The sequence below is a fragment of the Micromonospora taraxaci genome (genome assembly GCF_007830095.1).
Classification (GTDB): Bacteria; Actinomycetota; Actinomycetes; order Mycobacteriales; family Micromonosporaceae; genus Micromonospora; species Micromonospora taraxaci.
Genome location: NZ_VIWZ01000002.1, coordinates 429,331 through 451,388 on the forward strand (window position 1 = coordinate 429,331; position 22,058 = coordinate 451,388).

The following is a 22,058-nucleotide window of genomic DNA, read 5'->3' on the forward strand; positions in this document are numbered from 1 at the left end:
AACTCGGCTTCGAGGGCATGCCGGAGCGCCTGTTCGTCTGCACACCGAGCAAACTCGGCGCGTTCGCCGACTGCCCGCGCCGCTACCGCTACTCGTACGTCGACCGGCCGACACCGCCCAAGGGTCCGCCGTGGGCGCACAACTCGCTCGGTGCCAGCGTGCACACCGCCCTGAAGAACTGGTACGCGCTGCCCGCCGACCGTCGTCGCCCCGAGGCGTTGGCCACCCTCCTCAAGGGCACCTGGGTCCGCGAGGGCTACCGCGACGACGAGCAGGAGCGGGCCGCCTACCGGCGGGCGTTGGGCTGGCTGGAGGCGTACGTCGAGACGCTGGAGGCCGACTCCGACCCGCTCGGCGTGGAGCGGGTGGTGGCGGTCAAGACCGCCGTGCTGGCGTTCAACGGTCGGGCCGACCGGATCGACTCGCGGCCCGGTCCGGAGGGGCCGGAGCTGGTCATCGTCGACTACAAGACCGGTCGCAGCGGGTTGGACACGGACGACGCGCGGGGTTCGCAGGCGTTGGCGCTCTACGCGTACGCGGCCGAGCGGGTGTTCCGCCGACCGTGTCGCCGAGTGGAGCTGCACCACCTGCCTACCGGCACGGTCGCCGGCCACGACCACACCGTCGAGTCGCTGGCCCGGCAGTTGACCCGTGCGGAGGAGACAGCCCGCGACATCATGGCCGCCGAACGGGCGGTCGCCGACGGGGCCGACGCGGACGAGGCGTTCCCGGTGGCGCCCAGCCCGCGCTGTGGCTGGTGTGACTTCCGCCGGCACTGCCCGACGGGGGCGCAGGTGCCGGGCAAGGAACCGTGGGCAGCCGTGGACCGGCACGCCGACGGCTGACCTCCGGCGCGGGCAGTCGGGTCAGCCGGCCAGCGAGGTGGCGGCGTGGCGCGCGGCCCGCTCCTTGGCGGCCTGTATCAACGGCCCCTCCAGGTAGCGACGGGGCACGGCGGCGAACCCGAGGCGCAGGGCCCGCACCGTCAGATCCGCCGACAGTGACGTGGTGGGCAGACCGAGCCCGCCGTACATCCGGCGCGCCCACGCCGGGAGCAGTCCGAACGCGGTGCCGGCGATCCCCAGGTACGCCCAGCGCGGCGGGCCGAGGGTGAGGCCCAACCGGGCCGGCAGGCTGAGCTTCCACGGCAACGGCGGAGCGGTCAGGAAGACCGCCGTCTCGGCAGCCTCACGGGTCATCCGCAGCTCCGGCCGTACGGCTCGGTAGTACTCCGCGACCTCGTTCGCGGTGCCGGGCACGGTGGCCGGGTCCAGGCCGACCAGAGCGGCGGACCGGCGTTGCTCCGTGTAGTAGCCGTCCACCTCGTCGTCGGTCAGCGGCAGCCCGGCCCGCCGGGCCGTGCTGAGGAACGACTCGACCTCGGTGACGTGCACCCAGCGCAGCAGGTCCGGTTCGTCGACCCGGAACGACTCCCCGGTCACCGGGTCGGTGGCCCGCAGTCGGTCGTGCAGTCGGCGCAACCGCGCACCGGCCGCCTCCGCCTCGGCGGTGGTCCCGTAGACGGTGGTCGCCACGTAGGTGGCGGTGCGGACCAGACGGCCCCAGGCGTCGGTGCGGTAGTTGCTGTTCTGCGCGACCCCGGCCATCGCGCGGGGATGCAACGCCTGGAGGTAGAGCGAGCGCAGGCCGGCGACGATCAGGATCGGCTCCTCGTGCACCTTCCACGTGACCGAACCCGGACCGAAGAGGCCGAGGTCATCGGAGTCCACCGCCCAAGAGTGCCACGGTCTGCCCGACCTCGCCGGACACGTCAGTCGCTGCCGCCGGATCAGACGTCGGCGGAGCGGCGAGCCCGGCAGTCCGGGCAGAGACCCCAGAAGGTCACCTCCGCCTCGTCCACCTCGAAGCCGTGCGTCACGTTCGGCTCCAGGCACGGCGCACTGCCGACCGCACAGTCGATGTCGGCGATCTCGCCGCAGCCCCGGCAGACCACGTGGTGGTGGTTGTCGCCGACCCGTGCCTCGTAGCGGGCGGGACCACCGGCCGGTTCGATCCGGCGGGACAGTCCGGCCCGGGACAGCGCGCCCAGCACGTCGTAGACCGCCTGCGTGGAGACCGAGTCGAGGCGTTCACGGACCCGCCGGGCGATCTCGTCGACCTCCAGGTGGCCGCCACCGCCGAGCACGTCGAGCACCGCGAGGCGGGGCCGCGTGACACGCAGACCCTTCGATCGCAGCAGCTCCTCGGCACCGGACACTGGCCAATGACAGCACGCGCGACCAGCATCGACAACCGTCGCCGGGTCCGGGTGGCCACCGACACAGCCCCGGGAAGATCGGGACCGCGCCCGAGACGGTGAACCCGATCGTTGAGTTACGCGTGTGTCCGGTCGAGAGCCGGGGGACGACCGGCGGACCGTACGCTGACCACCCCCTGACCGTGATCCACCTGGAGGGTTCGATGTTCGAGGAGATCCTGGGCCTACCGGTACACGTCCTGGTGGTCCACGCGGTCGTCGTGTTCGTACCGCTCTTGGCGGTGCTGGCCATCGCGTACGTGGGTCTGCCCCGGTGGCGACACCGTCTGGACTGGGCCGTGGGTCTCCTCGCCGTGGTCGCACCGGTGACCGCCTTCGTGGCCGTCAAGTCGGGTGAGGTGTTCACCGACGCGCTGGTGGCCCGGGGCTTCCAGGGACAGATCCTCGACCAGATCTTCGAGCACTCCCGCTACGGCGACATCCTGTTCCGCATCGTGGTGCCGCTCGGGATCGTGGCCATCCTGCTGCTGGTGGCGACCAGTGGGCACCCCCGGGTGCCGCAACTGCCGGGGCTGGTGACCCCGCTGCTGGCGGTGGCGACAGTGGCGCTGTCCATCGCCGCACTGGTCTACGTCTACCTGACCGGCCACACCGGCGCAGAGGCGGTCTGGGGCACCACCCTCTGACCTGCGCTGCCCGGAAGTCAGAAGATGATCCGCGAGCAGAGCAGACAGACCAGGAACACCAGCACCACTCCCGCCGCCGCGCCGAAGCCGTAGGTGACCCGCTGCGAGCGCTGCTCCGCCGCATCCAGGCCGGCCATGTCCTGCGGCGGCAGCCGCCGAGGTGGCGCCGGTTGCAGGTGTACGGGTGGACGCCAGCCCGTTGGTGGCGGCACGCTCGGCGGTGGGCCGGCGTACCCGCTCGCGGGTGTGGCTGTGGGCGCGGTGGGAGGCTCGTTCGCCGCCGCGTCGGCGTCGGGCCGTCGCCAGTAGTCGTCCGGGGTGCTGCCACCGCTGGGGGTCGTCACGCCGTCCGACGCTACCAACGCGGGCGCGGCTCGGTCGCCTCTTGCCGGCGCGGCACCGTCGGAGGAGTCTCCCGCGACCGTGCCGACGTGGTCACGGAACCGACCCGCGTCGGCGCGGTGGAGGTGCCCTGTTGCGCTAGTCTTGCCGGTCGTGAGCACCGAGGACCCCGGCGAGCAGGGCGTACGCGGCGACGATGACCGGACCGTCGACCTGAGCGAAGACTTCGTGGTGCTGCCCGAGCAGACCTCCGACGACACCGACCGTGGTTGGGGTGAGCGGTCCGGCGGCAACGACGACTGGCTGCTCGCCGAACGCCCCCCACACTGGGACTGACCCCCCCCCGCGAGGCAGCGGCTGCTCAGCTGCGGACGACGACGGCGAACCGGGTGCCCTCGGGGAGCCCGACGGCGCGTTGGGCCTGGTCCGGGCGAAGGGCCAGGTAGAGCGCGGTGGACCCGTCGGTCGCGTCGGCACCCAGGACGTCCAGTACCAGAGCTGCCTGTGCGAGCAGCGCAGCTTCGGCGCCCGCCCTGTCGGGCGTCGCGGCGAGCAGATCGACCCGGGTGCCGGGACGAGCCACCGCGAGAGCGGCCGGCTCGGCCAGCCGGATCGGCACCCCGACAGCGCCGCTGGGCAGCGGCAGCGGTCTGACCGAGCCGTCGCCGGTGGCTGTGCCGCCTCCTCCGGTGGGGCCGGCTGACGGTGGCCCGCCGGTGTCGCGTGCGTCGGGACCGGGTGAGCCGCCTCCGTCGACCTGGCCGGCGGTGCCGTCTGTCCGTGCCGAATCAGGGGAGGACGAGGCACTCGGCGGGCAACTGGGCGGGGCGTGCAGGACGGCGGCGGCAAGGCCGAGCAGCGCGGCGACCAGAACGGCCCGGAGTAGGGTGCGCCCGCCGGGCATCATGAGCCGGCGCAGAGGACGCAGCGCCCGCACGGAGTCGGAGTCTGGGTCGCCCATCGCCTCTGTCGCCTCCCGTCCGAGGACGTCGCAGCGACACCCTCGGCGGCAGGCTAGGTCGTTCCCACCGTGGTCCGCCGGCCGTCGGCGGGCACCTGTGGATAACCGGCCGGCCTGTGGACAACGCCCGCCGGTCGGCCAGATGTGCTACGGCCGCAGCCGTGATCGACTCGAAGTCACGGAAGTCGGGCTGTCAGGGTGACCAGGACAGGCCGCCTTCCGTGAACCCGAGTCGATCAAGCCGGGTGGGCGAGGAGTCCGTCGGGATCAGGCCGGGTGGCCGACGGCCCGCCGGGTATCGATCTTCTGCCGGGGGCCGCCGGGCTTCAGGAGGCGGAGCTGGCCGCCGGGGCCTTGCCGCCGCTGGACCCACCCGAGGACGATCCGCCGGAGGACGATCCGCCCGCCGACGACCCCGAGGACGAGGACGACCCGGACGAGGAACCGGACGACGAGGACGAGGACGACCCGGACTTGTCGCCGGACGACGACTCGGACTTCGCCGGCTTGCTGGCCGTGCCGCCTGCCGTCGTCTCGGAGCCGGACGCCCGCGAGTCGGTGCGGTAGAAGCCCGAGCCCTTGAAGACGATTCCGACCGAGTTGAAGACCTTGCGCAGCCGCCCCTGACACGCCGGGCACTCGGTCAGCGGCTCGTCAGAGAAGGACTGCACCGCCTCGAGCTGGTGACCGCACGTGGTGCAGGCGTACTGGTACGTGGGCACGTTCTCCTCCGGATCTGGGCTCAGCCAGTTGGCACTCGACGTATTCGAGTGCCAATGGTGCGTCATTCGCCCCGGGTTCGTCCAGCGGACGTGTGGGGCGCGACACCGTGCGCCGCACCCGGGCCGCCGTCAAGCGTACGCACCCCGTCGGCGGGAGTGACGACCGCGCGGACGAGCCGGTCGTGCGGCTCCGCCGGAAGCGCGTCGACCAGCTCGCCGTCGTGCAGAGGCACCACTGTCAGCGTCGCCTCGGGCACCCGGGCGAGGGCTCTGTCGTAGGAGCCGCCGCCCCGCCCGAGCCGCCGACCGTGGTGGTCGACCGCGAGGGCCGGTACGACCACCAGCTCCGCGTCCGCAACGGCGTCCACTCCGAGGCGGGCACCGGTCGGCTCACGGATACCCCGACCGGTGGCGATCACGTCCGCCGGCCCGGTATACGCCGCCCAGTCCAGATCGAGGTCGGCGAGGAGCACCGGCAGCAGCAACTCGGCGTCGGCTGGCAGCGCCGCCCGCAGCACCTCCGGCAGGTCGGCGCCGCCCGGTTCGGAGCCGATCGGCACGTACGCCGTCATCCTGCGCGGGCGCAGTCTGCGTACCAGTGTGACCAGCTCAGCCTGCACGCGCCCGGCGGCGGCGGCCCGGGTGGGATCGGGCAGCGACCGGCGGCGGGCGAGTAGGTCCACGCGCGCGTCCCGCTTCGCCGCACGCGTCACTTCCGCTTCATCAGAAAATTCCGGCACGCAACACTCCTGACGCAACGCCTCTCCCACGGTTGCTCTGTGTCAGCATCGCAAGCAACGGAGGCGGAACTTCCGGGGGGACCGAGTGACGCTACGCGGGCGGTTGACGGCAGCCTTCCTCGTGGTGGTGCTCGGGCCGGTCCTGCTCGGCGCGCTCTTCGTCGCCTCGACGGTCGCAGCCGTGGACCGCAGCCGCTCCACCGAGCGGCTGGCGGTGGCGGCATCCGCCGTGCGTACCTCCGTCGACGCGCTCTGCCAGCAGTTGCGGGCCACCGCCGACGCGGTGGCCCTCACCGCCGATCCGGCCGTCGCGGCAGCCCAACTGGTCGGCCGTGGCCTGGCCTCCGCTGTATTGATCACCGACGTGACCGGCAAGGTCAGCTACGTGTCGCCCGGCGCTCCGACGGCCCCCTGGCGGGACTGCTCCGGCCCGACCAACGGCGACATCAACGGCCCGGCCAACGGCGAGACCAATGGCTCGGTCAGCCCGGTCCGTGCGCTGGCCGCCCAGGTCGACCTCCGCGACCGCTCCGGAACCTTGCTGGGCACGGTGACCGCCGCGCACCTGGTCGATCCGGCCTTCGTGGCCCGGCTGGCGGCTGTGACCGGGGTGGCGGTCACCCTGCTCGACAGCGGCGCGAGCGCCGCGCGGGTCACCCACACGACCGAGTCCCGCGAGGTACGCGACGCGGTGCTGGCCGCCGCCAGCACCGTCGACGGCGAGCGGGTCACCGAGACGACCGACGGCCGGTACGTGCGGAGGATCGGGCCGTCCGACGCGCAGCCGCTGCCCCTGGTGCTCTCCGTACCCAGCGAGCGGCCGCCCGGGCTGCACGCCACGCTTGTGGGTGTGGTCGTCCTGGCCGCGCTCCTCGCCGTACTGAGCGCCTGGCGGTTGGCCCGGGTCACCACCCGACCGCTCGTCGAGCTGGCCGGCGCCGTCGACCGGGTGGCCCAGGGCGACCTGACCGCCCGGGTGCCGGTCCGCAGCCGCGACGAGCTGGGCCGGCTGGCCGCCGCCTTCAACCGGATGACCCGGGAGACCGGCTCCTACGTCGCGGCGTTGACCAGCAACCGGGACCAGCTGCGCGGGCACCTCGGGGTGCTCGGTGACACCCTGGCCAGCACGCACGATCTGCAACGCATCCTCCGGGTGATCCTGCACAGCGCCATCGGGGCCACCGGCGCGCGCGCCGGCGCCGTGTTGCTGGTGGAGGCGGGCGGGGTGCTCGTCGCACAGTGCACCGAGGGGTTGGACGGACGGTGGCCGGAGGATGACCCGGACGGGCCGTCGACGCTTCGGGTGCCGGTCGGTGTCGGCGTGGTCGGGGCTGTCGCCGCCACCGGGGAACCACAGCGGGGAAGGGTCGAGCCCGCTGAGGCACCGTCGGGTGAGCCGCGCTGCCGTACCTATGTCGCAGTCCCGTTCGCCGCCCCGGGTGGCGGCGCAGCGGCGGCTCCTTCCGCGTCCTCGACGCCGACCGACGACGCCAACGCGGCGGCGGCACTCGGGGTGCTGGCCCTCTACGACCGGCTGGGCGCCGACGAGTTCGACGACGACGACCTGGTCACCCTGCGCACCTTCGCCGGTCACGCGGCGGTGGCCGTGGACAACGTCCGGGTGCACGAGGAGGCGCAGCGGCTCTCGCTCACCGACCCGCTCACCGGGTTGTGGAACTACCGCTACCTGCGCGAGTCGATTCGGCGGGAGGTGGAACGGGCCAGCCGGTTCGGGCGGATGCTGAGCATCCTCGCGCTCGACCTCGACCGGTTCAAGGACGTCAACGACACGTACGGGCACGCGGCGGGGGACACCGTGCTGGCCGAGTTCGCCAGGCGGGTACGCGGCGAGATCCGCGAGGTCGATCTGGCCTTCCGGCAGGGCGGCGAGGAGTTCGTACTGCTGCTGCCGGAGACCGACGCGCGGGGCGCGGCGATCGTGGCCGAGCGACTCGGCGCCGTGGTGCGCGAGACCCCGATCGCCGTCGAGGCGGACGCCGGACCGGTCCTGGTGACCGTGTCGGTGGGCATCGCCGTCTATCCGGACAACGGCAGCACCGGACGCGAGGTGCTGGAGGCCGCCGACGACGCGCTCTACGCCGCGAAGGCGGCCGGCCGCGACACGTACCGGGTGGCCGAGGTACGCCCGGACGTGGCGACCCGGGAGCTACCGGTGCTCGCCGCGGCGGTGACCCCGTCCGACGGGCTGCCGCGCGCCGGCCAGCACGTGCAGGTCAGCCGGGAGCCGGGCGGCTCCGCCCGGTCGGAGTCGGCGGTGTGCGTACCCGAATCGTCGCCGGCCGGCCCGACGCACGCCCGGCCGGACGCGGACGGCGACCCACCGGACAGCGCGGGAGCCGGCCCGGACGCCGCGCGGCCGGGGTCGGGTGGCGGCGCGTCTTCTGGGCCACACCCGCCGCGGCAGAGCCGTGGCCGATAGTCTCGCGGCATGTCGGAGCACTCAGCGAACCCCTCATCGACGGCCGCCGCAACCGGCCGTCCCCTGGCGGTCAAGGCCGTCATCCCGGCCGCCGGACTGGCCACCCGGTTCCTGCCGGCCACGAAGGCGGTGCCCAAGGAGCTGCTGCCGGTGGTGGACCGGCCGGTTCTGCAGTACATCGTCGAGGAGGCCACCCAGGCCGGCATCGGCGACGTGTTGCTGATCACCGGTCGGGGTAAGACGTCGATGGTGGACCACTTCGACCGTCGCCCCGACCTGGAGACCAGGCTGGAGGAGAAGGGCGACACCGAGCGGCTGGCCGCCGTGCGGGGGCCCAGCGAGCTGGCCGAGATCTACACCGTGCGGCAGCCCGAGCAGCTCGGGCTCGGCCACGCCGTCGGGTACGCCGAGTCGCACGTCGGCGACCAGCCCTTCGCGGTGCTGCTCGGCGACGAGTTCGTCAAGCCGTCGGAGCCTCTGCTGCCGGCGATGCTGGAGCTGCAGGCCCGCACCGGTGGTGTGGTGCTCGCCTTCTTCGAGGTCGACCCGGCCGAGACCAAGCGGTACGGGATCGCCTCCGTCGAACCCGCCGAATCCGAGCTGACCGACATCGGCGAGGTCGTCAAGGTGACCGGGATGGTGGAGAAGCCGCAACCGGAGGACGCGCCGAGCAACCTCGCGGTGCTCGGCCGTTACGTGCTCCCCGGCAAGATCTTCGACGCGATCCGGCGGACCAAGCCGGGCAGCGGCGGCGAGATCCAACTGACCGACGCGATGGAGTTGCTGCGCACCGAGGGCGTCCCGGTGCACGCGATCGTCTACCGGGGCACCCGCTACGACACCGGCATGCCGCTGGGCTACCTCCAGACGGTGGTGCAGATCGCCGCCGAGCGCGACGACCTGGGTGGCGAGTTCCGATCCTGGCTGGCCGACTTCGTCAAGGCCGACGCGGCAGGCGGATCTGGTACATGACCGCGACGGCCGACGCCGAGGCGGCCGCGAACGAGTTGACGCCGCTCGCCGACTACCTGGGCAGCGTGCTGCGCAGGTTACGCGCGCTGCCGCCACTCGACCTCGACCTCACCCAGGCGCACGGCAACGTCCTCGCCGAGGACGTCGTCGCGCCGCACGCCTTCCCGGCCTTCGACCAGGCGGCCGTGGACGGTTACGCCGCCCGCTGGGAGGACATCTCCGGAGGGGGCCGGGGCCCGAGCTACGTCCCGGCCCCCTCCGGCATGCCCGGTGGGCGGACGATCCGGCTCAACGTGGTGGGCGATCTGGGCGCCGCGAGCTGGCGGCCGGTCCGGCTCACCCCGGGTTCGTGCTTCTCGGTGGCCGCCGGGGCGCCGCTGCCGGTCGCCGCGGACGTGGTCGTCCCGGTGGAGTGGACCGACCAGGGCATGGCCGCGGTGGAGATCTTCCGCACCCCCAAGCGGGGGTACGGGGTGCGCCGCGCCGGTGAGGAACTGCCCGCCGGCACCCTGCTCGCCCGCGCCGGCACGTACGTCTCCCCGGCACTGGTCGCGGTCTTCGCGGCCACCGGCATTGGGCACGTGGTCGTCCGGCCCAGCCCTCGGGTGGTCATCGTGGCCACCGGCGACGAACTCGTCGACGTGGGCCGGGGGAGTCAGCCGGGGCAGGTGGTGGACGCGAACTCGCACGCGTTGACCGCCGCCGCGGCCGAGGTGGGCGCCCTGGCGTACCGGGTGGGGATCTGCGACGACGATCCGGAGGGGCTGCGCGGGCTGCTGGAGGACCAGACCCTGCGCGCCGACCTGATCATCACTACCGGGGGCACCGGCACCGGCCCCGGCGACATGGTGCGCCGGATCCTGTCCCGCCGCGAGGGTGGCCGGGCCGGACCGGTCACGTTCACCGATGTGGCGCTCTATCCCGGCACGGCGCTCGGGTTCGGCACGGTCGGCGCCGAGGAGGTGCCGGTGGTCTGCCTGCCCGGCGACCCCGGCGCCGCGTTGATCGGCTTCGAGGTGTTGGCCCGCCCCGCCATCCAACTGCTCGCCGGCGCCGAGCCGGTGTTCCGACCCAGCGTGCGGGCGCACCTGCTGGAGACCGTGTCGTCGCCGGCGGGGCTGCGTGAGTTCCGGCCGGCGCACGTCGCCGAACGCCGTGGCGGCGGATACACGGTCCAGCCGCTGCGCGGTGGGCCGTTCACCCTCTCCGGGCTGGCCGAGGCGAACGGGCTGCTGGTGCTCGGCGAGCGGGTCACCACGGCCGCCGCCGGATCCACAGTGGACGTCCTGCTGCTGGACCGTCGTCGGTGACGGTCTCCCGGTCGAGCCGCGGGCGATCCACTCGGGAGTCGCGCGGCCGTCGGGTCGTCGCGGTGGGTCCACTTGCGCGCGACACGGTCCCACGCGGGAGACTGTGCGTGTGAGTCTCTTCGGACCCCCGCGGGCACCGGGCTGGCCGGTGGAGTTGGCGGACGGCCCGGTGCTGCTGCGGCCGTACCGGCGCACCGACGCCGCGGCGTGGTCGGAGATCCGGCGGGCCAACCGGGCCTGGCTGGCACCCTGGGAGTCGTCGTTGCCCGGCGCCTGGGACGACATGAACTCGCCGGCCGCGTTCCGTTGGGTGCACCGTGACCAGCGGCGTTCGGCCCGCGAGGGCGAGGGCATGCCGTTCGCTGTGTGTCTGCGCGAGGCCGACCGGGACCGGTTGGTCGGTCACATCAACGTGGGCAGCATCGTTCGGCGCGCTCTCTGCTCCGGCTACGTCGGCTACTGGGTGGACGCTCGGGTCGCCGGGCGAGGGGTGATCCCGACGGCGCTCGCGCTCGCCGTGGACCACGCGTTCGGCCCGGGCGGGCTGCACCGAGTGGAGGTCAACATCCGGCCGGAGAACCGGCCGTCGCGGCGGGTGGTGGAAAGCTGGGCTTCCGTGAGGAGTCGTACCACGTGCGCTACATGCACATCGACGGCGCTTGGCGGGACCACATCGGATACGCGATGACGAGCGAGGAGATCGCCGCCGAGGGTGGCCTGCTGGCCCGCTGGCAGCGGGTACGCGCTAACGCGCGGTGAGCCGTCCCACGGACGGGATCGGCGCGGCGCGGTGGCAACCCGGTCGACGCGCCGTAACCTCAAGTAACTGCAAGCTGCGGCAAGCGCTCCCCGACCGGACGATCCACGTACCCAGGCGGGATCTGTGGAAGATCCTGCGGTCGGAGAGCGGTTGCTTCGAATTCGGTGACGGGAGGGGTGAGGGTGCCGACCTCGGTGCTCCTCGCCGTCCTCGCCGCCGCCGGCCTGCTCGCCCTGGCCCCGGCGCTGGTTCGCCGGTACGACGCCACCGAGCGGTTGGTGGCGGAGCGGGCGCAGTCGACGGCGCGGGTGCTCCAGCGCCGCCGGCGGCGCCGCACTGTGCCGGGACGGCGACCCGTCCACCCCCCGCGCTCACTGGTGGTCACCCTCAGTGAAGACGTGGCTACGGGAACGTTGGGTCCGCCGGTCTCCGCGCCGCCTGTCGCCCGCCGCTCCGGGCGGCTACGCGCCGTGCCGCCAGCGCCGAAGAAGTCGCGCCGTCGCCCGCCGCCTCAACGACAACACACCCCCGCCGTGTACCGGCGGCGTCGGGTGCTCGCCGCCCTGCTGCTCCTCAACGTCGTCGAGCTGATCGGCGTGGTGTTCGTCAGCCCCGGCTTCTGGGTCAGCTTCGGGGTCACCTTCCTACTCCTGGCCGTGTACGTCGTCCACCTCCGCCGCCGGGCCCTGGCCGGCCGCCGCCGTCGCCGCGCCCGGGCCCGGGAAGCCGCCTGGCTCGCCGACCGGCAGGCCGAGGTGCGCCGGGAGCAGGCCCGCCGGGCAGCGGCCCGCCGTGAGGCGCAGCGCCGCCTCGCCGCCCAACGCGAGGGGGTACGCCGCGCCGCGATGGGCCTGGACCGGCCGGGCGACCTGCCAGCGGCGGTCAACGGCGGGTCGGTCTCGTACCGGCGGTCGGGTGGGCTACGCGGCCGCCCCTACGAGGCCGGCCGAGGCGCCTGACGGGCTGCCTCGACGGCGCTGTCGGGCGTCGACGGCGCTGTCGGGCGTCGACGGCGCTGCCGGGCGTCGACGGCGCTCGCGGGCGTCGGCGGGTTGATCGACTCGGGTTCCTGGAAGTCGGGTTGTCGGGGCGTCCTGGATGCCCCGATTCGCAGCAACCCGAGTGGATCTCCGCGCGGAGCGCGACCAAGCGCACGTTGATCCACTCCAGCTCGCCGATGTGGCGGTATCACCCCGGCCGGACACCCCCAGGTCGGCGAGCTGGAGTGGATCTCTGGGCGGGGTGCAGCGCCGCACCGGGGGCGGATTCGCGGTGGGGGCCGGGGACCTGTTAGCCTTGCTGCCGGCCCGCCCGGTGTAAGCCGGGTGGGACCGAAGCCGGTTCGCCGGTGGGGGGCTGTGGCGCAGACTGGTAGCGCACCTCGTTCGCATCGAGGGGGTCAGGGGTTCAAATCCCCTCAGCTCCACCCCAGGTCAAAGGCCGTTTCCGCTAGTCGGAGACGGCCTTTTTCGGTACGGCAGGTCCGCACGGCACGGGCTTGTTGTCGTACCCGTCAATATGATCTTCGGCATGGAGCGTCCGGTCCGGCAGGCATACCTGAACATGATCGCCAAGCAGGTCGGGCCGGCGCTGCGAGGGCACGGTTTCAAACGGTCGCACGGGACCTTCCGCCGGATCTCCGAATCCGGCCATGCCGCGATCATCGAGTTCCAGGGGTCCACGGGCAGTTGGGGCGACACCTCGATCTTCTACGTCAACCTCGGTGTCGCGACCACCTCCTGGCTTGACTGGCGTCAGGAGGTGCTCGGGAGGAAGCACCGCGACCGGCCCACTGCGTCGATCGCCCAGTGGTGGACGCGGCTGAATGCCGATCCGGCGTACTCCGACGACTTCGACCGGTGGGCGATCCGGTCGACAGGGGAAGCCGAGGCGTGCGGAGCCGCGCTCGTCCAGGAGTTGTCGGAGGGTGTGGTCCCTACCTTCGACGCCCTGCTCGCGCACTACATGCGCCTCGACGAGGCCGTAGCGGCGGGGCGGGAGGACGACCTACCCGCCCTCTTCGACGCCCGACCGTCTGGGCCACTCGGCGGCATCGACAACTTCCGGCGGCTCGACCACCCGTACCTGACCTGGAAGCTCGCGCAACGGGATCAGTAGTGGTCGTCGATCGGGCGGCGTGCCTCGTCGAACAGCGCCGGGCCCTCGTAGCGCACCGGAGGTAGTGGCGGGGTGGCTGGCTTGACCTCCTCGAACTGCTCCGAGGACAGGGCGTACACCACCCGGCCGAGGCCGGAGCGGTCGATCGCGGTGGCGCACATCGGGCAGGGCTGGCAGCTGGTGTACATGGTCGTGCCGGCGGCCACGTCCGGGGCGAGTTCCCGGGCGGCCCACCGGGCCAGCTTCAGTTCCGGGTGGGCGGTGATGTCCGAGTCGGAGACCACTGTGTTGTGGTCCTCGATCAGGACGGTGCCGTCCGCGGCGGCGAGCAACGAGCCGAACGGCCGTTCGCCGGATGCGCCGGCCTCGCCGGCGATCTGCACGGCACGGCGGAGAAGTCGTTCGTCGTCGGGCGTCATCGGTCCTCCTGGTTCTTGGCGTACGCGGCCACGGCCGCGAGGGTTCGCCAGGCGCGTTCGGGCTGGCGGATCTCGGTCAGGTCGTCGTTGAACGGGTCGAGCACCACCGTCTCCGCGCCGAGCAGGCGGATCCGGTCGAGGTCGGCGGTGATCTGCTCGATGGTGCCGACACCGGCGAGCCGGCCCGGGTCGGTGACCGGTTCGCGGGTCTCCTGAAGGGCGATGCGCGGCATCAACGCGGGCTTGGGAAGGCCCAGCTCGGCGGCGATGACGTCGAGGCGTCCGGCCGCGTCCGTGAGCTTGTCGGGCGTGAGTCGTAGCGGGTGCCAGGCGTCTCCGAGTCGTACGGCGCGACGCATGCCGGCGTCGCTGTTGCCGCCGACCCAGAGCGGGATGGGGTCGGTGTCGTAGTCGTCGGTGTTGCGCCAGGCGTCGCGCATGGCTTGTAGGTACTCGTCGGTGAGGGCGCCGCGCCGTTGGTACGGAACCCCGAGCGCCTCGAATTCCTGCCGGGCCCAGCCGACGCCGACGCCGAGGACGAGCCGGCCCCCGCTGAGGCGGTTGAGGTTCGCCGCCATCCGGGCGGTGAGCAGCGGATGCCGGTACGGGACGATGAGCACTGTGGTGCCGAGCCGGACCCGGTGGGTCACCCCTGCCAACCAGGACAGCGTGGTGAACGGCTCGTAGAACGGCGCTGGATACTGCTCGGCCACGTCCGGGGTCACCGCGATGTGGTCGGAGACCATCAGCAGGCCGAAGCCGAGACCCTCGACTGTCTGGGCCCACTGCCGCAGCACCTGGGGATCGGTACCGGGGGCGAAGTTGGGTACGTTCACGCCGATCTGCACGGGATCGAGGCTAGTCAGTGTCGATCAACTTGGGAACGGGTACGGCTGCCGGCGATCACCGAGTTCAGGCGAACCTTTCGGTCGTGACGGGTATCAGGCCGCGCTGCCGTACGGCCTTCGTCAGCTCGTACAGGGTCGGTCCGACCTCCGGAGAGGCGTCCGTCGTCAACAGGGCCGTCACGTCGAGGCACCAGGCGAGCCCGTTGCCGACCCGACGCAGGTCCCAGGTGAAGAGATCACCGCCCCGCTCCAGGTGACCGGCTGCGACCGAACCCGGCGCACGCGGACCGGTGTCGAGTTCGGCCGTCCACCAGATTGTCCGGAGATCTTCCACCTGGTCCTCCCGGAGGTCCTTGGCGAACAGGACACGGTAGACGCGTCGTTCGGAGAACCCGGCGGGTGCCTGTGCGGGTCCGAGCCGCAGCGGCGCGGCGGTCGCGAACGGTTGGTGCACGCCGAAGGACGCGCGCAGAGCTGCCTCGTCGGGCAACCGGCCGCCGCCCAGCCTCCGGTAGACGTCCTCCGCCTCGCCGCGCGGGACGGGAACCACACAGGCCAGCAGCTCCGGATCGGTACGCAGGCCACGGCTCAGCGAGGCGGAACTCCACCAGCCGGCCTTGGGCGTCCATCCCACGCTGTCCAGTCCCGAGGTGGAGAAGTCGCGGTGGCGGGTGAACTCCTCGACGACGATCCCCTCCGCGACGCCTGTCGACTCGGAGTGCCCGCGTCGGGCCAGGACCAGGTAGTAGTCCAGGGGCGGTCGCTGTGCGGCCACCTCGACGGGCACTGCGCGGAGCGGATCGGCGGTCACGACCGCAACCGTAGCGAGGAGCGCCACCCCCGGAGCGGTTAGCATCCGGGTCTCGACGTGAGGAGTGCACATGGATTCCACCGCGCAGACCCGGTTCGGCCTCGTCGGCAGTGGCTGGCGGGGTGAGTTCTTCCTCCGTCTGGCACGACTCCTGCCGGAGCGGCTGCGGGCGACCGGGGTGGTGACGCGTACCGAATCACGTGGTGCCGAGGTCGCTGCCGCGTGGGACGTGCCGGCCTTCCGCACGACGGCCGAACTGCTCGCTCACGAGCGACCGGACTTCGTCATCGTGTCGGTGCCCTGGCCGGTGACCCCCGACGTGACTCGTGAGCTGGTCGCGGCCGGCGTACCCGTGCTCGCCGAGACGCCGCCCGCGCCGGACCTGGCGGGGCTGCGCGCGCTCTGGGCCGACGTCGGCGGCAGTGGTCTGGTGCAGGTCGCCGAGCAGTATCTGCTGATGCCCGGGCACGCGGCCCGTCTGGCGTTGGTCCGCGCGGGGGTGCTCGGCGAGCCGACCTCGGTGCAGATCTCCTCGACGCACCTCTACCACGCGGTCTCGCTGATCCGTGGCCTGCTCGGGGTCGGGTTCGACGCCGCCGAGGTGAGTGCGCGTGCCTTCGCCGCGCCGCTGGCCGACCCGTTGTCACCGGCCGGCTGGAGTGGTGACGACACCCCGCGGCAGCTCTCCACCACGCTGGCGACCATCGACTTCGGTGGGCGGATGGGTCTGTACGACTTCACCGACAACCAGTGGTGGAACCCGCTGCGCGGACGCCGGTTGGTGGTGCGGGGGTCGCGCGGTGAGCTGGTGGACGACCGGGTCGTCCGGCTGGTCGACCCGACCACGCCCGTCGAGTCGTCGCTGGTGCGTCGGCAGACCGGCCTCGACCTCAACCTGGAAGGGCTCGACCTGAAGCACATCAGCTTCGACGGCGACGTGGTCTATCGCAACCCGTTCGTCGGCAGTGGAATGTCCGACGACGACATCGCTGTCGCCGACATCCTCGTCCGGGCCGGTGCCTGGGCTCGGGAGGAGGGCCCGGCACCGTATCCGCTCGCCGAAGCCTGCCAGGACCACCTGATCAGCCTCGCCATCGGAGAGTCCGTACGCACCGGCCGGGCGGTCACCACCACCGCCGAGGCCTGGGCGAGGTAGCCCCGCTTCTGTCCCTTCCCCGACATACCGCAACCGCGAGGTCGACTCGCGGGTGGTTCCCGTATCGACCGACGCCCGGAGCACCGGGCCGACACGGGGAGCAAGGATGAATCGAAGCACTCGACGCAGGATGGTCGCCGGCGCCGCCGCCACCGCACTGCTGGCCACCTCACTCGGCGTGGCTGTCTCCGGGCCGGCGAGCGCCGCGCCCGGCGGCGCGGCACTGCGTACCTGCAAGATCAGTACGCTGCCGTACCCGACCGACACCTACCGCGCCGACGCGAGCGTCATCGACCCGACGGGTCGTTACGTCGCCGGCACGGCTCTGCGGGTCGGCGAGGTCGACAACCAGTACCTGCTGTTGTTCTGGGACGGGCAGCAGGTCACCGAGGTCGAGGTGCCGGGAATGGCCGACCCGGTCGACGTCAACGCCGACGGCGTCGTGATCGGCAACGGTTCGGCACCGGGCACCGGCATCGGGCAACCGTGGATCTACCGCGACGGCAAGCTCGAGCAGTTGCCGGTGCTGCCGTCCACCGGCATCTTCGTCAGCGCCATCAACGACTCCGGCGACATCGTCGGTTACGGCTCGGACATCGTCCCCGGGGAGTCCGTCGCGCTGCGCTGGCCGGCTGCCCGTCCGGGCACTGTCGAGGTGCTCAAGGCCCCGGCCAACGCCCAGGCGAGCGGGATCACCGACAACGGGACCATCGTCGGTAGTGCCGGGCCCTTCGGGGACTGGAACAGCTGGGTCCGCCGGCCGAACGGCCGGATCGACGCGCTCACGTTCCCGGGCGCCGACTGGAGCACGGCCAGCGCGGCGGCGGGCCGCTGGGCGATCGGCCTGGTCTGGCTCGACGGCAACAGTGCGAAGGTTCTGTGGGACCTCCGCCACGGCTCGCACACTGTGCTCGACCAGAAGATTTCCGCACTGACGGACGTCAACGCCAAGGGGGTCGTGGTCGGTGGTGACCGCGTCGCCAGGGGTACCACCTCCCGGGTCCTGCCCGGCGGCGGCGAAGGGGTGGCCGTCGGTGCCCGGTCCATCTCCGACACGGGGACCATCGTCGGGTTCCGCAACGTTCTTGCCGACCGGGTGACCCCGGTTCGCTGGACGGGCTGCTGACACTCCGACAGGCGCAACGGTGTGGGGCCGGCCCGTCGGGGTCGGCCCCACACCGCGTCAACGGATCACGGCTTCCAGGAGCCCGCGGTCTCGAACATCGGCTGGTACTCCAGCACTCCCGAGGTGTCGTGGACGTCGAAGACGACACTGCCGGTGCGCCTGGTGCCGGCGGTCAGCTCCTCCGCGGACGGCATCGGCTTGCCGCAGCCGGAGAAGGCACCGGCGACCGCGTTGGCCTGGCTGCCGTCGGCGGCGACCCAGTTGAAGAAGAGGGGGTTCGCCGAGGCGGTGCCCTTGGTGACGGTGAGCGTCACGTCGGCGATCACGTACATGCCCTCGTCGGGCTTGAGACCGTAGGCCTTGCAGGGCTTGGTGGCGGTGCTGAACTTCGTCACGGTGATCTCGATGGTGCCCTCGTCGCCGTCGACGACCAGGGTGTCGCCGGGCGACATGTTGTGAGTGTCGCCGGCCGGCGCCACCGACGAGGGCATCTTCGCTGGCGGCTGGGCCACGCCCCGGCTGGCCCTGGGGGTGGGGCCTGCCTCGGTCACGCTGGTCGCGGCCCGGTTGGCGCCGATGACGACGGCCACGATGCCGCCGGCGCAGGCGAGCAGGGTGAGTACCGCCGCGGTGACAGCGACGACCACGACTGTCTTCTTCGACCCCTGCGCAGGCATCGGTGGGGGTACGGCGAGGGGATAGCCGGGTCCACCGGCCACCGGGTGACCTCCGCCAGCCGCCGGGTACGCGGCACCCGAGAACGGCGGCTGCGACGCGCTCCACGCTGCCGACCACGGGTTGGGTGGCAGCGGTGTCTGCGGGACCGCCGGATCAGCGGCTGGCTGCGGCGGTGTCATCGAGGACGGCTGCGTCGGCGGTTCCTGGATCGGCTGGTGGGGGTCCTGCGGCCCGGCGGAGGGCTGGGGGTGGGTCACCGTGCTCCTTGACGCCTCGGTACGTGTGGTTCGGGGAACCTGTCGACGCTACCGTGCGTGGTGGACCGCCCGGTCGTCGCGCCAAACCCGTCCCACGGCCCGTGTTCCGTTGGTCCGGACAACCTGGACGACCGTCGGCGGATCGTTTTCGGCCACCGTGGACGCGGGGAATCAGCGCAACAGCAGCACGGCCGAGGTGCGGACCAGCCCGTCCGCGACGACGAACCGGCCGGCGATGGTGGCCGGTGGATCCTCGACCGTCGCCTGGTCCAGCCGGGCCGGTGCGATCCGGGCGGTGAACGTACCGGCGTCCGGGTCGATGTCGAGCTGGGCGTCGCGGAAGCCCAACCACGTTCCGACTACCGGATACCAGACCTTGTAGACGGTCTCCTTCGCGCTGAACATGACGACCGGCCAGGACGTGCCGCCGGGCAGTCCCGCGCAGAGGGCCTCCTCCTCGGGCAGCAGCACGATCCTGCGTACCCCCGGATTGATCTCCTGGTGTTGCTCGGCGTCCATTCCGACGGACCGGACGTCGGTGGTGAGCGCGGTCGCCGCGGCGCAGTAGCCGGTGGTGTGGGTGATGGTGCCGACCACCCCGGCGGGCCAGACGGGCGAGCGGTCGGCGGCGGCCGGCACGGCGGCCGCTGGCAGGCCGAGATCGGTCATGGCCCGGCGGGCGCAGGACCGGCCGGCGGCAAAGTCCCGCCGACGGGTCTCCACGGCCCGTTCTCCGAGGCACGCCTGCTCGACGGGGAGGAGCTCGCCGAGCCAGTCGTCCGGCCCGGCGACGGCGACCGCGACGACGGACGGAAAAATGTCACGCACGGTGCCGGCCTACTGATTGGTAGTAGTGGAGCATGCGGTCAAGCGTCAAATTTCCGACTCCCACGACCGGAGAAGGTACCGCAAAGATGTAACACCGGAGGGACGTGCAGCGCCCTCTCTGATGGCTCCGGGGGGACCACCATCAACAACGTGCCGGGCACGGTAGTCGCCCAGCCCCGTGGACATCTGGAAGGACGTGCGATGACCGATGGTGCGGAACGGTCGGGGGTGCGGGTCGACGATCATGCCCCGAAGACCCCCTGCTGGAGCTGCGGCTCCTGCGGTGACGAGTGGCCGTGCGCGACGAAGCGCAGCCGGCTGCTGGCGGAGTACGGGGGTGACCGGGCGATGCTCAGCGTCTACCTGGGCTCCTGTCTCGCCGCTGCCACTGAGGATTTGCGAGCCGCGCCGGTGATGTCGCTCCAGGACCGGTTCATCGGCTGGTTGCCACGCGGTTCCCGACGCGCCTGAACTGCTGGTGGCCCCGCTACGGGCGGGGCCACCAGCGGTCCAGGTTGGTTCAGCGACGCCGGGACCGCCGGGTCACCGCGAAGCCGAACACGCCGGCCACCGCGGCGAGCACGCCGCCGATGCCGGTCCAGACCCAGCGCGACCCGAGGTCCGGCAACCAGTCCGTGAGCGAGTCGGCGTCGTCGGCCTCCGGCTCCGCCACGGGTACGGCGTTGAGCACCGTGCCCGCCTTGGTGTTCGGCACCAGAGGTGCGGCCAACTCACCGTCGTCGGCCGACGCGCCCCGGTCGGCGACTTCGCCGACCAGCAGGTCCACGTCGACAGGTGCTCCGAGATCCGGTTCCGGCAGGTCGGTCACCGAGAGCCGGATGACGTACGAGCCGGGCAGCGGGTCCGCCGACCAGGGCTCCGCCCACGGTCGCACCTCGCGCAACGTACAGCCGAGTGTCACGCTGGACGCCTTCGCGTCCACGGTCGGGGTCTGCGCCCCGGCCGTGCACGCCTGACGGCGGCGCAGCCCGTCGAAGACGTCGACCGTCCAGGTGGAGGCGCCGCTGCGTCCCTTCGGGAAGGTGACGGTGGCGGTGATCTCGTGCACCTGGCCGGCGGTCGCCGAGAACGCCCAGTAGAGGTGGTCGCCGATCGAGGCATCCACCCGCACCGGCTGCCCGGCGGAGATCGGGGTTGCGGTGAGGAACGACGTGCCGGCCCGGTTCACCGGCGTGGCTCCCGGTGAGGGGGTCGGAGCGGCGACGGCGGCGGCGGGGACCAGAGCGGCCCCGCCGACGGCGACCAGCGCCGCCAGTGACCGGAACAGCGCGTTACGCATCAGTTCTCCCTCCAGGTGGCGACCCACCAGCGGGTGAGCAGTCCGGCGAGCAGGCCGGTGATCAGCCCGGCGACGGTGAGCAGGGCGAGCAGCACCCAGCCCCGGCCGAGGTCCGGGCCGTCCGGAGCAGGCGCGGCGGCGACCACGTCGATGGTCAATTCCACCGGCATGCCCGGGGTGGCCGCGGTGCCGGGGCGCGGGGCGAACGAGTTGCTCACCACCAGGCAGACGGTGGTGGGTTCGACGACCGGCGCGGAACTCTCCGCTGTCTCCGCGGCGTCCTCGTCGTCGGCGGTGGCCGACCAGCGCAGCCCGGCGGAGAGCACGTCGGCGCGTCCGCTGCCGGCGTCCGCGCCCCGGACCAGTTCCCGACCGTCCGCCGCGGTGGCCCGCAGCAGCACCCCGTAGTCCCGGTTCACGGGTCGGTCCAGCGCGATGCTCACCGACGCCCGCAGTTCCTGCCCGGGGCGTACCGGCACCCGGTAGTAGCGGTGCTCGGAGAATGCCTCCCGGTCGGCGTAGACGCCGGGGGCGAGCAGTGGGGCCGAGTCGCAGGCGTTCGCGCCGCCGACCACCGTCGGGGCGCGGGTGTGCGTGTCGCCGGCCCGCTCGACGAGCTGTTTGATCCGGCCGGTCAGTTCCTCGGCGCTCTGCGCGGCGGTGTAGGTGCCTCCGGTCGCGCTGGCGATGCAGAGCAGCTGCCGGCGGACCTTCTCGTCGGGGGCCAGGCCGAGGGTGTCGACGACCAGGCTGGTGCCCTGGGCGGCCAGCTCCCGGGCCACCTCGCACGGGTCCGGCGGGGCGCAGGTGTCCTCGCCGTCGGTGATCAGCACGATCCGACGGGTGGTGGCCCCGCTGCCCAGGTCCTGTGCGGCGGAGCGCAGTGCGAGGCCGACGGGTGTGAACCCGGTCGGCCGTAGTGTCGCCACCGCAGCCTTCGCCGCGGTTCGGTCCACCGGACCGACCGGCACGATCTGCTGGGTGTCCTGGCAGCCGACCTTCTTGTCCTTGCCGCGGTAGGTCGCGCCGAGCACGCGGATGCCGAGCTGGGTCTCCTCCGGCAGCGCGTCCACCACGTCGTTGAAGGCCTGCTGCGCGACGGAGATCCGGCTGCGTCCGTCGATATCGGCGGCGCGCATCGAGCCGCTGACGTCCAGTACCAGTTCGACCCGGGGTGGCTCGGGAGCCGGCTCCTCGTCGGCCCACGCCGGGGCGGGCCCGGCCAGCGCGGTGGTCGCCAGCAGTCCGAGAAGGACAGCCGTCGATCGTCTGAAGTTGATCACGGCCCGCAGTGTAGTGAGATCCACTTTGGATGATCGTTTGGGTGGTGGCGATCGGCGCGAGGCGCCGTCCGGCCAGGCCGGCT

24 protein-coding genes, 1 tRNA gene and 2 pseudogenes are annotated in these 22,058 nt (G+C 72.5%); 14 read left to right on the forward strand and 13 right to left on the reverse strand.

All coding sequences use genetic code 11. The features are described 5' to 3' along the window. Window positions 1-17 precede the first annotated feature (17 nt). Window positions 18-845, forward strand: a complete 828-nt coding sequence (locus FHU34_RS31135; RefSeq protein WP_208745241.1) for a RecB family exonuclease — start codon at window positions 18-20, stop codon at window positions 843-845. Window positions 846-866: 21 nt separating this feature from the next. Here FHU34_RS31135 and FHU34_RS31140 read toward each other — a convergent pair whose 3' ends face one another. Beyond that, window positions 867-1,730 carry an oxygenase MpaB family protein gene (locus FHU34_RS31140; protein ID WP_145786195.1) on the reverse strand — a complete coding sequence of 288 codons (864 nt, stop codon included), beginning with the start codon at window positions 1,728-1,730 and terminating at the stop codon, window positions 867-869. 59 nt (window positions 1,731-1,789) lie between these two features. Next, the gene (locus tag FHU34_RS31145; protein ID WP_145786196.1) at window positions 1,790-2,218 is read right to left on the reverse strand and encodes a Fur family transcriptional regulator; all 429 of its coding nucleotides are present in this window, start codon (window positions 2,216-2,218) and stop codon (window positions 1,790-1,792) included. 203 nt (window positions 2,219-2,421) lie between these two features. On the opposite strand from FHU34_RS31145, the gene FHU34_RS31150 reads away from it, so the two are divergent. Next, window positions 2,422-2,904 carry a DUF2231 domain-containing protein gene (locus tag FHU34_RS31150; RefSeq protein ID WP_145786486.1) on the forward strand — a complete coding sequence of 161 codons (483 nt, stop codon included), beginning with the start codon at window positions 2,422-2,424 and terminating at the stop codon, window positions 2,902-2,904. 17 nt (window positions 2,905-2,921) lie between these two features. On the opposite strand, the gene FHU34_RS31155 is transcribed toward FHU34_RS31150, so the two are convergent. Then, window positions 2,922-3,248 carry a hypothetical protein gene (locus FHU34_RS31155; RefSeq protein WP_145786197.1) on the reverse strand — a complete coding sequence of 109 codons (327 nt, stop codon included), beginning with the start codon at window positions 3,246-3,248 and terminating at the stop codon, window positions 2,922-2,924. A 151-nt stretch (window positions 3,249-3,399) separates the two neighbouring features. Between FHU34_RS31155 and FHU34_RS31160 the strand changes: the two genes are divergently transcribed. Continuing rightward, entirely contained in the window at window positions 3,400-3,582 is a 183-nt protein-coding gene (locus FHU34_RS31160; RefSeq protein WP_145786198.1) for a hypothetical protein, read from the forward strand. A gap of 25 nt (window positions 3,583-3,607) precedes the next feature. On the opposite strand, the gene FHU34_RS31165 is transcribed toward FHU34_RS31160, so the two are convergent. Further along, window positions 3,608-4,207, reverse strand: a complete 600-nt coding sequence (locus tag FHU34_RS31165) for a flagellar biosynthesis protein FlgA (protein ID WP_244312063.1) — start codon at window positions 4,205-4,207, stop codon at window positions 3,608-3,610. A gap of 276 nt (window positions 4,208-4,483) precedes the next feature. Between FHU34_RS31165 and FHU34_RS33965 the strand changes: the two genes are divergently transcribed. Continuing rightward, entirely contained in the window at window positions 4,484-4,774 is a 291-nt protein-coding gene (locus tag FHU34_RS33965; RefSeq protein ID WP_244312086.1) for a hypothetical protein, read from the forward strand. Between the two features lie 14 nt (window positions 4,775-4,788). Here FHU34_RS33965 and FHU34_RS33970 read toward each other — a convergent pair. Then, window positions 4,789-4,995: pseudogene (locus tag FHU34_RS33970) on the reverse strand (FmdB family zinc ribbon protein); the annotation flags it as partial. Continuing rightward, window positions 4,992-5,669, reverse strand: coding sequence for a 5-formyltetrahydrofolate cyclo-ligase (locus FHU34_RS31175; RefSeq protein WP_145786200.1), 678 nt, complete (start codon window positions 5,667-5,669; stop codon window positions 4,992-4,994). The pseudogene FHU34_RS33970 and the gene FHU34_RS31175, both read right to left, overlap by 4 nt. An 85-nt stretch (window positions 5,670-5,754) precedes the next feature. On the opposite strand from FHU34_RS31175, the gene FHU34_RS31180 reads away from it, so the two are divergent. From FHU34_RS31180 to FHU34_RS31210, 7 genes and pseudogenes are all read left to right on the forward strand, one after another. Continuing rightward, the gene (locus FHU34_RS31180) at window positions 5,755-8,109 is read left to right on the forward strand and encodes a GGDEF domain-containing protein (RefSeq protein WP_208745227.1); all 2,355 of its coding nucleotides are present in this window, start codon (window positions 5,755-5,757) and stop codon (window positions 8,107-8,109) included. A 9-nt stretch (window positions 8,110-8,118) separates the two neighbouring features. After that, window positions 8,119-9,081: a UTP--glucose-1-phosphate uridylyltransferase gene (locus FHU34_RS31185; RefSeq protein WP_145786201.1), complete on the forward strand. Its 963-nt coding sequence runs from the start codon at window positions 8,119-8,121 to the stop codon at window positions 9,079-9,081. Beyond that, entirely contained in the window at window positions 9,078-10,391 is a 1,314-nt protein-coding gene (locus tag FHU34_RS31190) for a molybdopterin molybdotransferase MoeA (protein ID WP_145786202.1), read from the forward strand. The genes FHU34_RS31185 and FHU34_RS31190 overlap by 4 nt, the downstream gene beginning before the upstream one ends. Window positions 10,392-10,500: 109 nt before the next feature. Continuing rightward, window positions 10,501-11,150 (forward strand): annotated as a pseudogene (locus tag FHU34_RS31195) (GNAT family N-acetyltransferase). Between the two features lie 177 nt (window positions 11,151-11,327). After that, window positions 11,328-12,110, forward strand: a complete 783-nt coding sequence (gene sepX, locus FHU34_RS31200) for a divisome protein SepX/GlpR (protein ID WP_208745228.1) — start codon at window positions 11,328-11,330, stop codon at window positions 12,108-12,110. Window positions 12,111-12,503: 393 nt separating this feature from the next. Continuing rightward, window positions 12,504-12,577 (forward strand) — tRNA-Ala (locus tag FHU34_RS31205). A gap of 104 nt (window positions 12,578-12,681) precedes the next feature. After that, the gene (locus FHU34_RS31210) at window positions 12,682-13,269 is read left to right on the forward strand and encodes a DUF4304 domain-containing protein (RefSeq protein WP_167524989.1); all 588 of its coding nucleotides are present in this window, start codon (window positions 12,682-12,684) and stop codon (window positions 13,267-13,269) included. On the opposite strand, the gene FHU34_RS31215 is transcribed toward FHU34_RS31210, so the two are convergent. From FHU34_RS31215 to FHU34_RS31225, 3 genes are all read right to left on the reverse strand, one after another. After that, a complete protein-coding gene (locus tag FHU34_RS31215; protein WP_145786205.1) occupies window positions 13,263-13,688 on the reverse strand; it encodes a nucleoside deaminase in 426 nt (141 codons plus the stop codon). The genes FHU34_RS31210 and FHU34_RS31215 overlap by 7 nt on opposite strands. Continuing rightward, the gene (locus tag FHU34_RS31220; RefSeq protein ID WP_145786206.1) at window positions 13,685-14,536 is read right to left on the reverse strand and encodes an LLM class flavin-dependent oxidoreductase; all 852 of its coding nucleotides are present in this window, start codon (window positions 14,534-14,536) and stop codon (window positions 13,685-13,687) included. The genes FHU34_RS31215 and FHU34_RS31220 overlap by 4 nt, the downstream gene beginning before the upstream one ends. 64 nt (window positions 14,537-14,600) lie before the next feature. Continuing rightward, complete coding sequence (locus tag FHU34_RS31225; RefSeq protein ID WP_145786207.1) at window positions 14,601-15,347, reverse strand: hypothetical protein; 747 nt, start codon at window positions 15,345-15,347, stop codon at window positions 14,601-14,603. 70 nt (window positions 15,348-15,417) lie between these two features. On the opposite strand from FHU34_RS31225, the gene FHU34_RS31230 reads away from it, so the two are divergent. Further along, window positions 15,418-16,503, forward strand: coding sequence for a Gfo/Idh/MocA family protein (locus FHU34_RS31230; RefSeq protein WP_145786208.1), 1,086 nt, complete (start codon window positions 15,418-15,420; stop codon window positions 16,501-16,503). Window positions 16,504-16,609: 106 nt separating this feature from the next. Further along, entirely contained in the window at window positions 16,610-17,629 is a 1,020-nt protein-coding gene (locus tag FHU34_RS31235; protein ID WP_145786209.1) for a hypothetical protein, read from the forward strand. Window positions 17,630-17,694: 65 nt separating this feature from the next. On the opposite strand, the gene FHU34_RS31240 is transcribed toward FHU34_RS31235, so the two are convergent. After that, a complete protein-coding gene (locus FHU34_RS31240) occupies window positions 17,695-18,564 on the reverse strand; it encodes a DUF4352 domain-containing protein (protein ID WP_145786210.1) in 870 nt (289 codons plus the stop codon). A gap of 171 nt (window positions 18,565-18,735) precedes the next feature. Then, window positions 18,736-19,392: a 4'-phosphopantetheinyl transferase family protein gene (locus FHU34_RS31245; protein ID WP_145786211.1), complete on the reverse strand. Its 657-nt coding sequence runs from the start codon at window positions 19,390-19,392 to the stop codon at window positions 18,736-18,738. Window positions 19,393-19,593: 201 nt separating this feature from the next. Here FHU34_RS31245 and FHU34_RS31250 point away from each other — a divergent pair, with 201 nt between their 5' ends. Continuing rightward, window positions 19,594-19,863, forward strand: a complete 270-nt coding sequence (locus FHU34_RS31250; protein WP_145786212.1) for a hypothetical protein — start codon at window positions 19,594-19,596, stop codon at window positions 19,861-19,863. A 49-nt stretch (window positions 19,864-19,912) separates the two neighbouring features. On the opposite strand, the gene FHU34_RS31255 is transcribed toward FHU34_RS31250, so the two are convergent. Next, window positions 19,913-20,692 carry a peptidase gene (locus FHU34_RS31255; RefSeq protein ID WP_145786213.1) on the reverse strand — a complete coding sequence of 260 codons (780 nt, stop codon included), beginning with the start codon at window positions 20,690-20,692 and terminating at the stop codon, window positions 19,913-19,915. Then, window positions 20,692-21,975: a VWA domain-containing protein gene (locus tag FHU34_RS31260; RefSeq protein ID WP_145786214.1), complete on the reverse strand. Its 1,284-nt coding sequence runs from the start codon at window positions 21,973-21,975 to the stop codon at window positions 20,692-20,694. The genes FHU34_RS31255 and FHU34_RS31260 overlap by 1 nt, the downstream gene beginning before the upstream one ends. Window positions 21,976-22,058 lie beyond the last annotated feature (83 nt).

Excerpts from the sequence above, each read along its gene's own strand:
- FHU34_RS31250 (WP_145786212.1), top strand. The coding sequence starts at position 19,594 with ATGACCGATGGTGCGGAACGGTCGGGGGTGCGGGTCGACGATCATGCC.
- FHU34_RS31235 (WP_145786209.1), top strand. The coding sequence starts at position 16,610 with ATGAATCGAAGCACTCGACGCAGGATGGTCGCCGGCGCCGCCGCCACC.
- FHU34_RS31210 (WP_167524989.1), top strand. The coding sequence starts at position 12,682 with ATGGAGCGTCCGGTCCGGCAGGCATACCTGAACATGATCGCCAAGCAG.
- FHU34_RS31215 (WP_145786205.1), bottom strand. The coding sequence starts at position 13,688 with ATGACGCCCGACGACGAACGACTTCTCCGCCGTGCCGTGCAGATCGCC.
- FHU34_RS31230 (WP_145786208.1), top strand. The coding sequence starts at position 15,418 with ATGGATTCCACCGCGCAGACCCGGTTCGGCCTCGTCGGCAGTGGCTGG.
- FHU34_RS31190 (WP_145786202.1), top strand. The coding sequence starts at position 9,078 with ATGACCGCGACGGCCGACGCCGAGGCGGCCGCGAACGAGTTGACGCCG.
- FHU34_RS31135 (WP_208745241.1), top strand. The coding sequence starts at position 18 with ATGCCGGAGCGCCTGTTCGTCTGCACACCGAGCAAACTCGGCGCGTTC.
- FHU34_RS31255 (WP_145786213.1), bottom strand. The coding sequence starts at position 20,692 with ATGCGTAACGCGCTGTTCCGGTCACTGGCGGCGCTGGTCGCCGTCGGC.
- FHU34_RS31185 (WP_145786201.1), top strand. The coding sequence starts at position 8,119 with ATGTCGGAGCACTCAGCGAACCCCTCATCGACGGCCGCCGCAACCGGC.
- FHU34_RS31165 (WP_244312063.1), bottom strand. The coding sequence starts at position 4,207 with ATGGGCGACCCAGACTCCGACTCCGTGCGGGCGCTGCGTCCTCTGCGC.
- FHU34_RS31150 (WP_145786486.1), top strand. The coding sequence starts at position 2,422 with ATGTTCGAGGAGATCCTGGGCCTACCGGTACACGTCCTGGTGGTCCAC.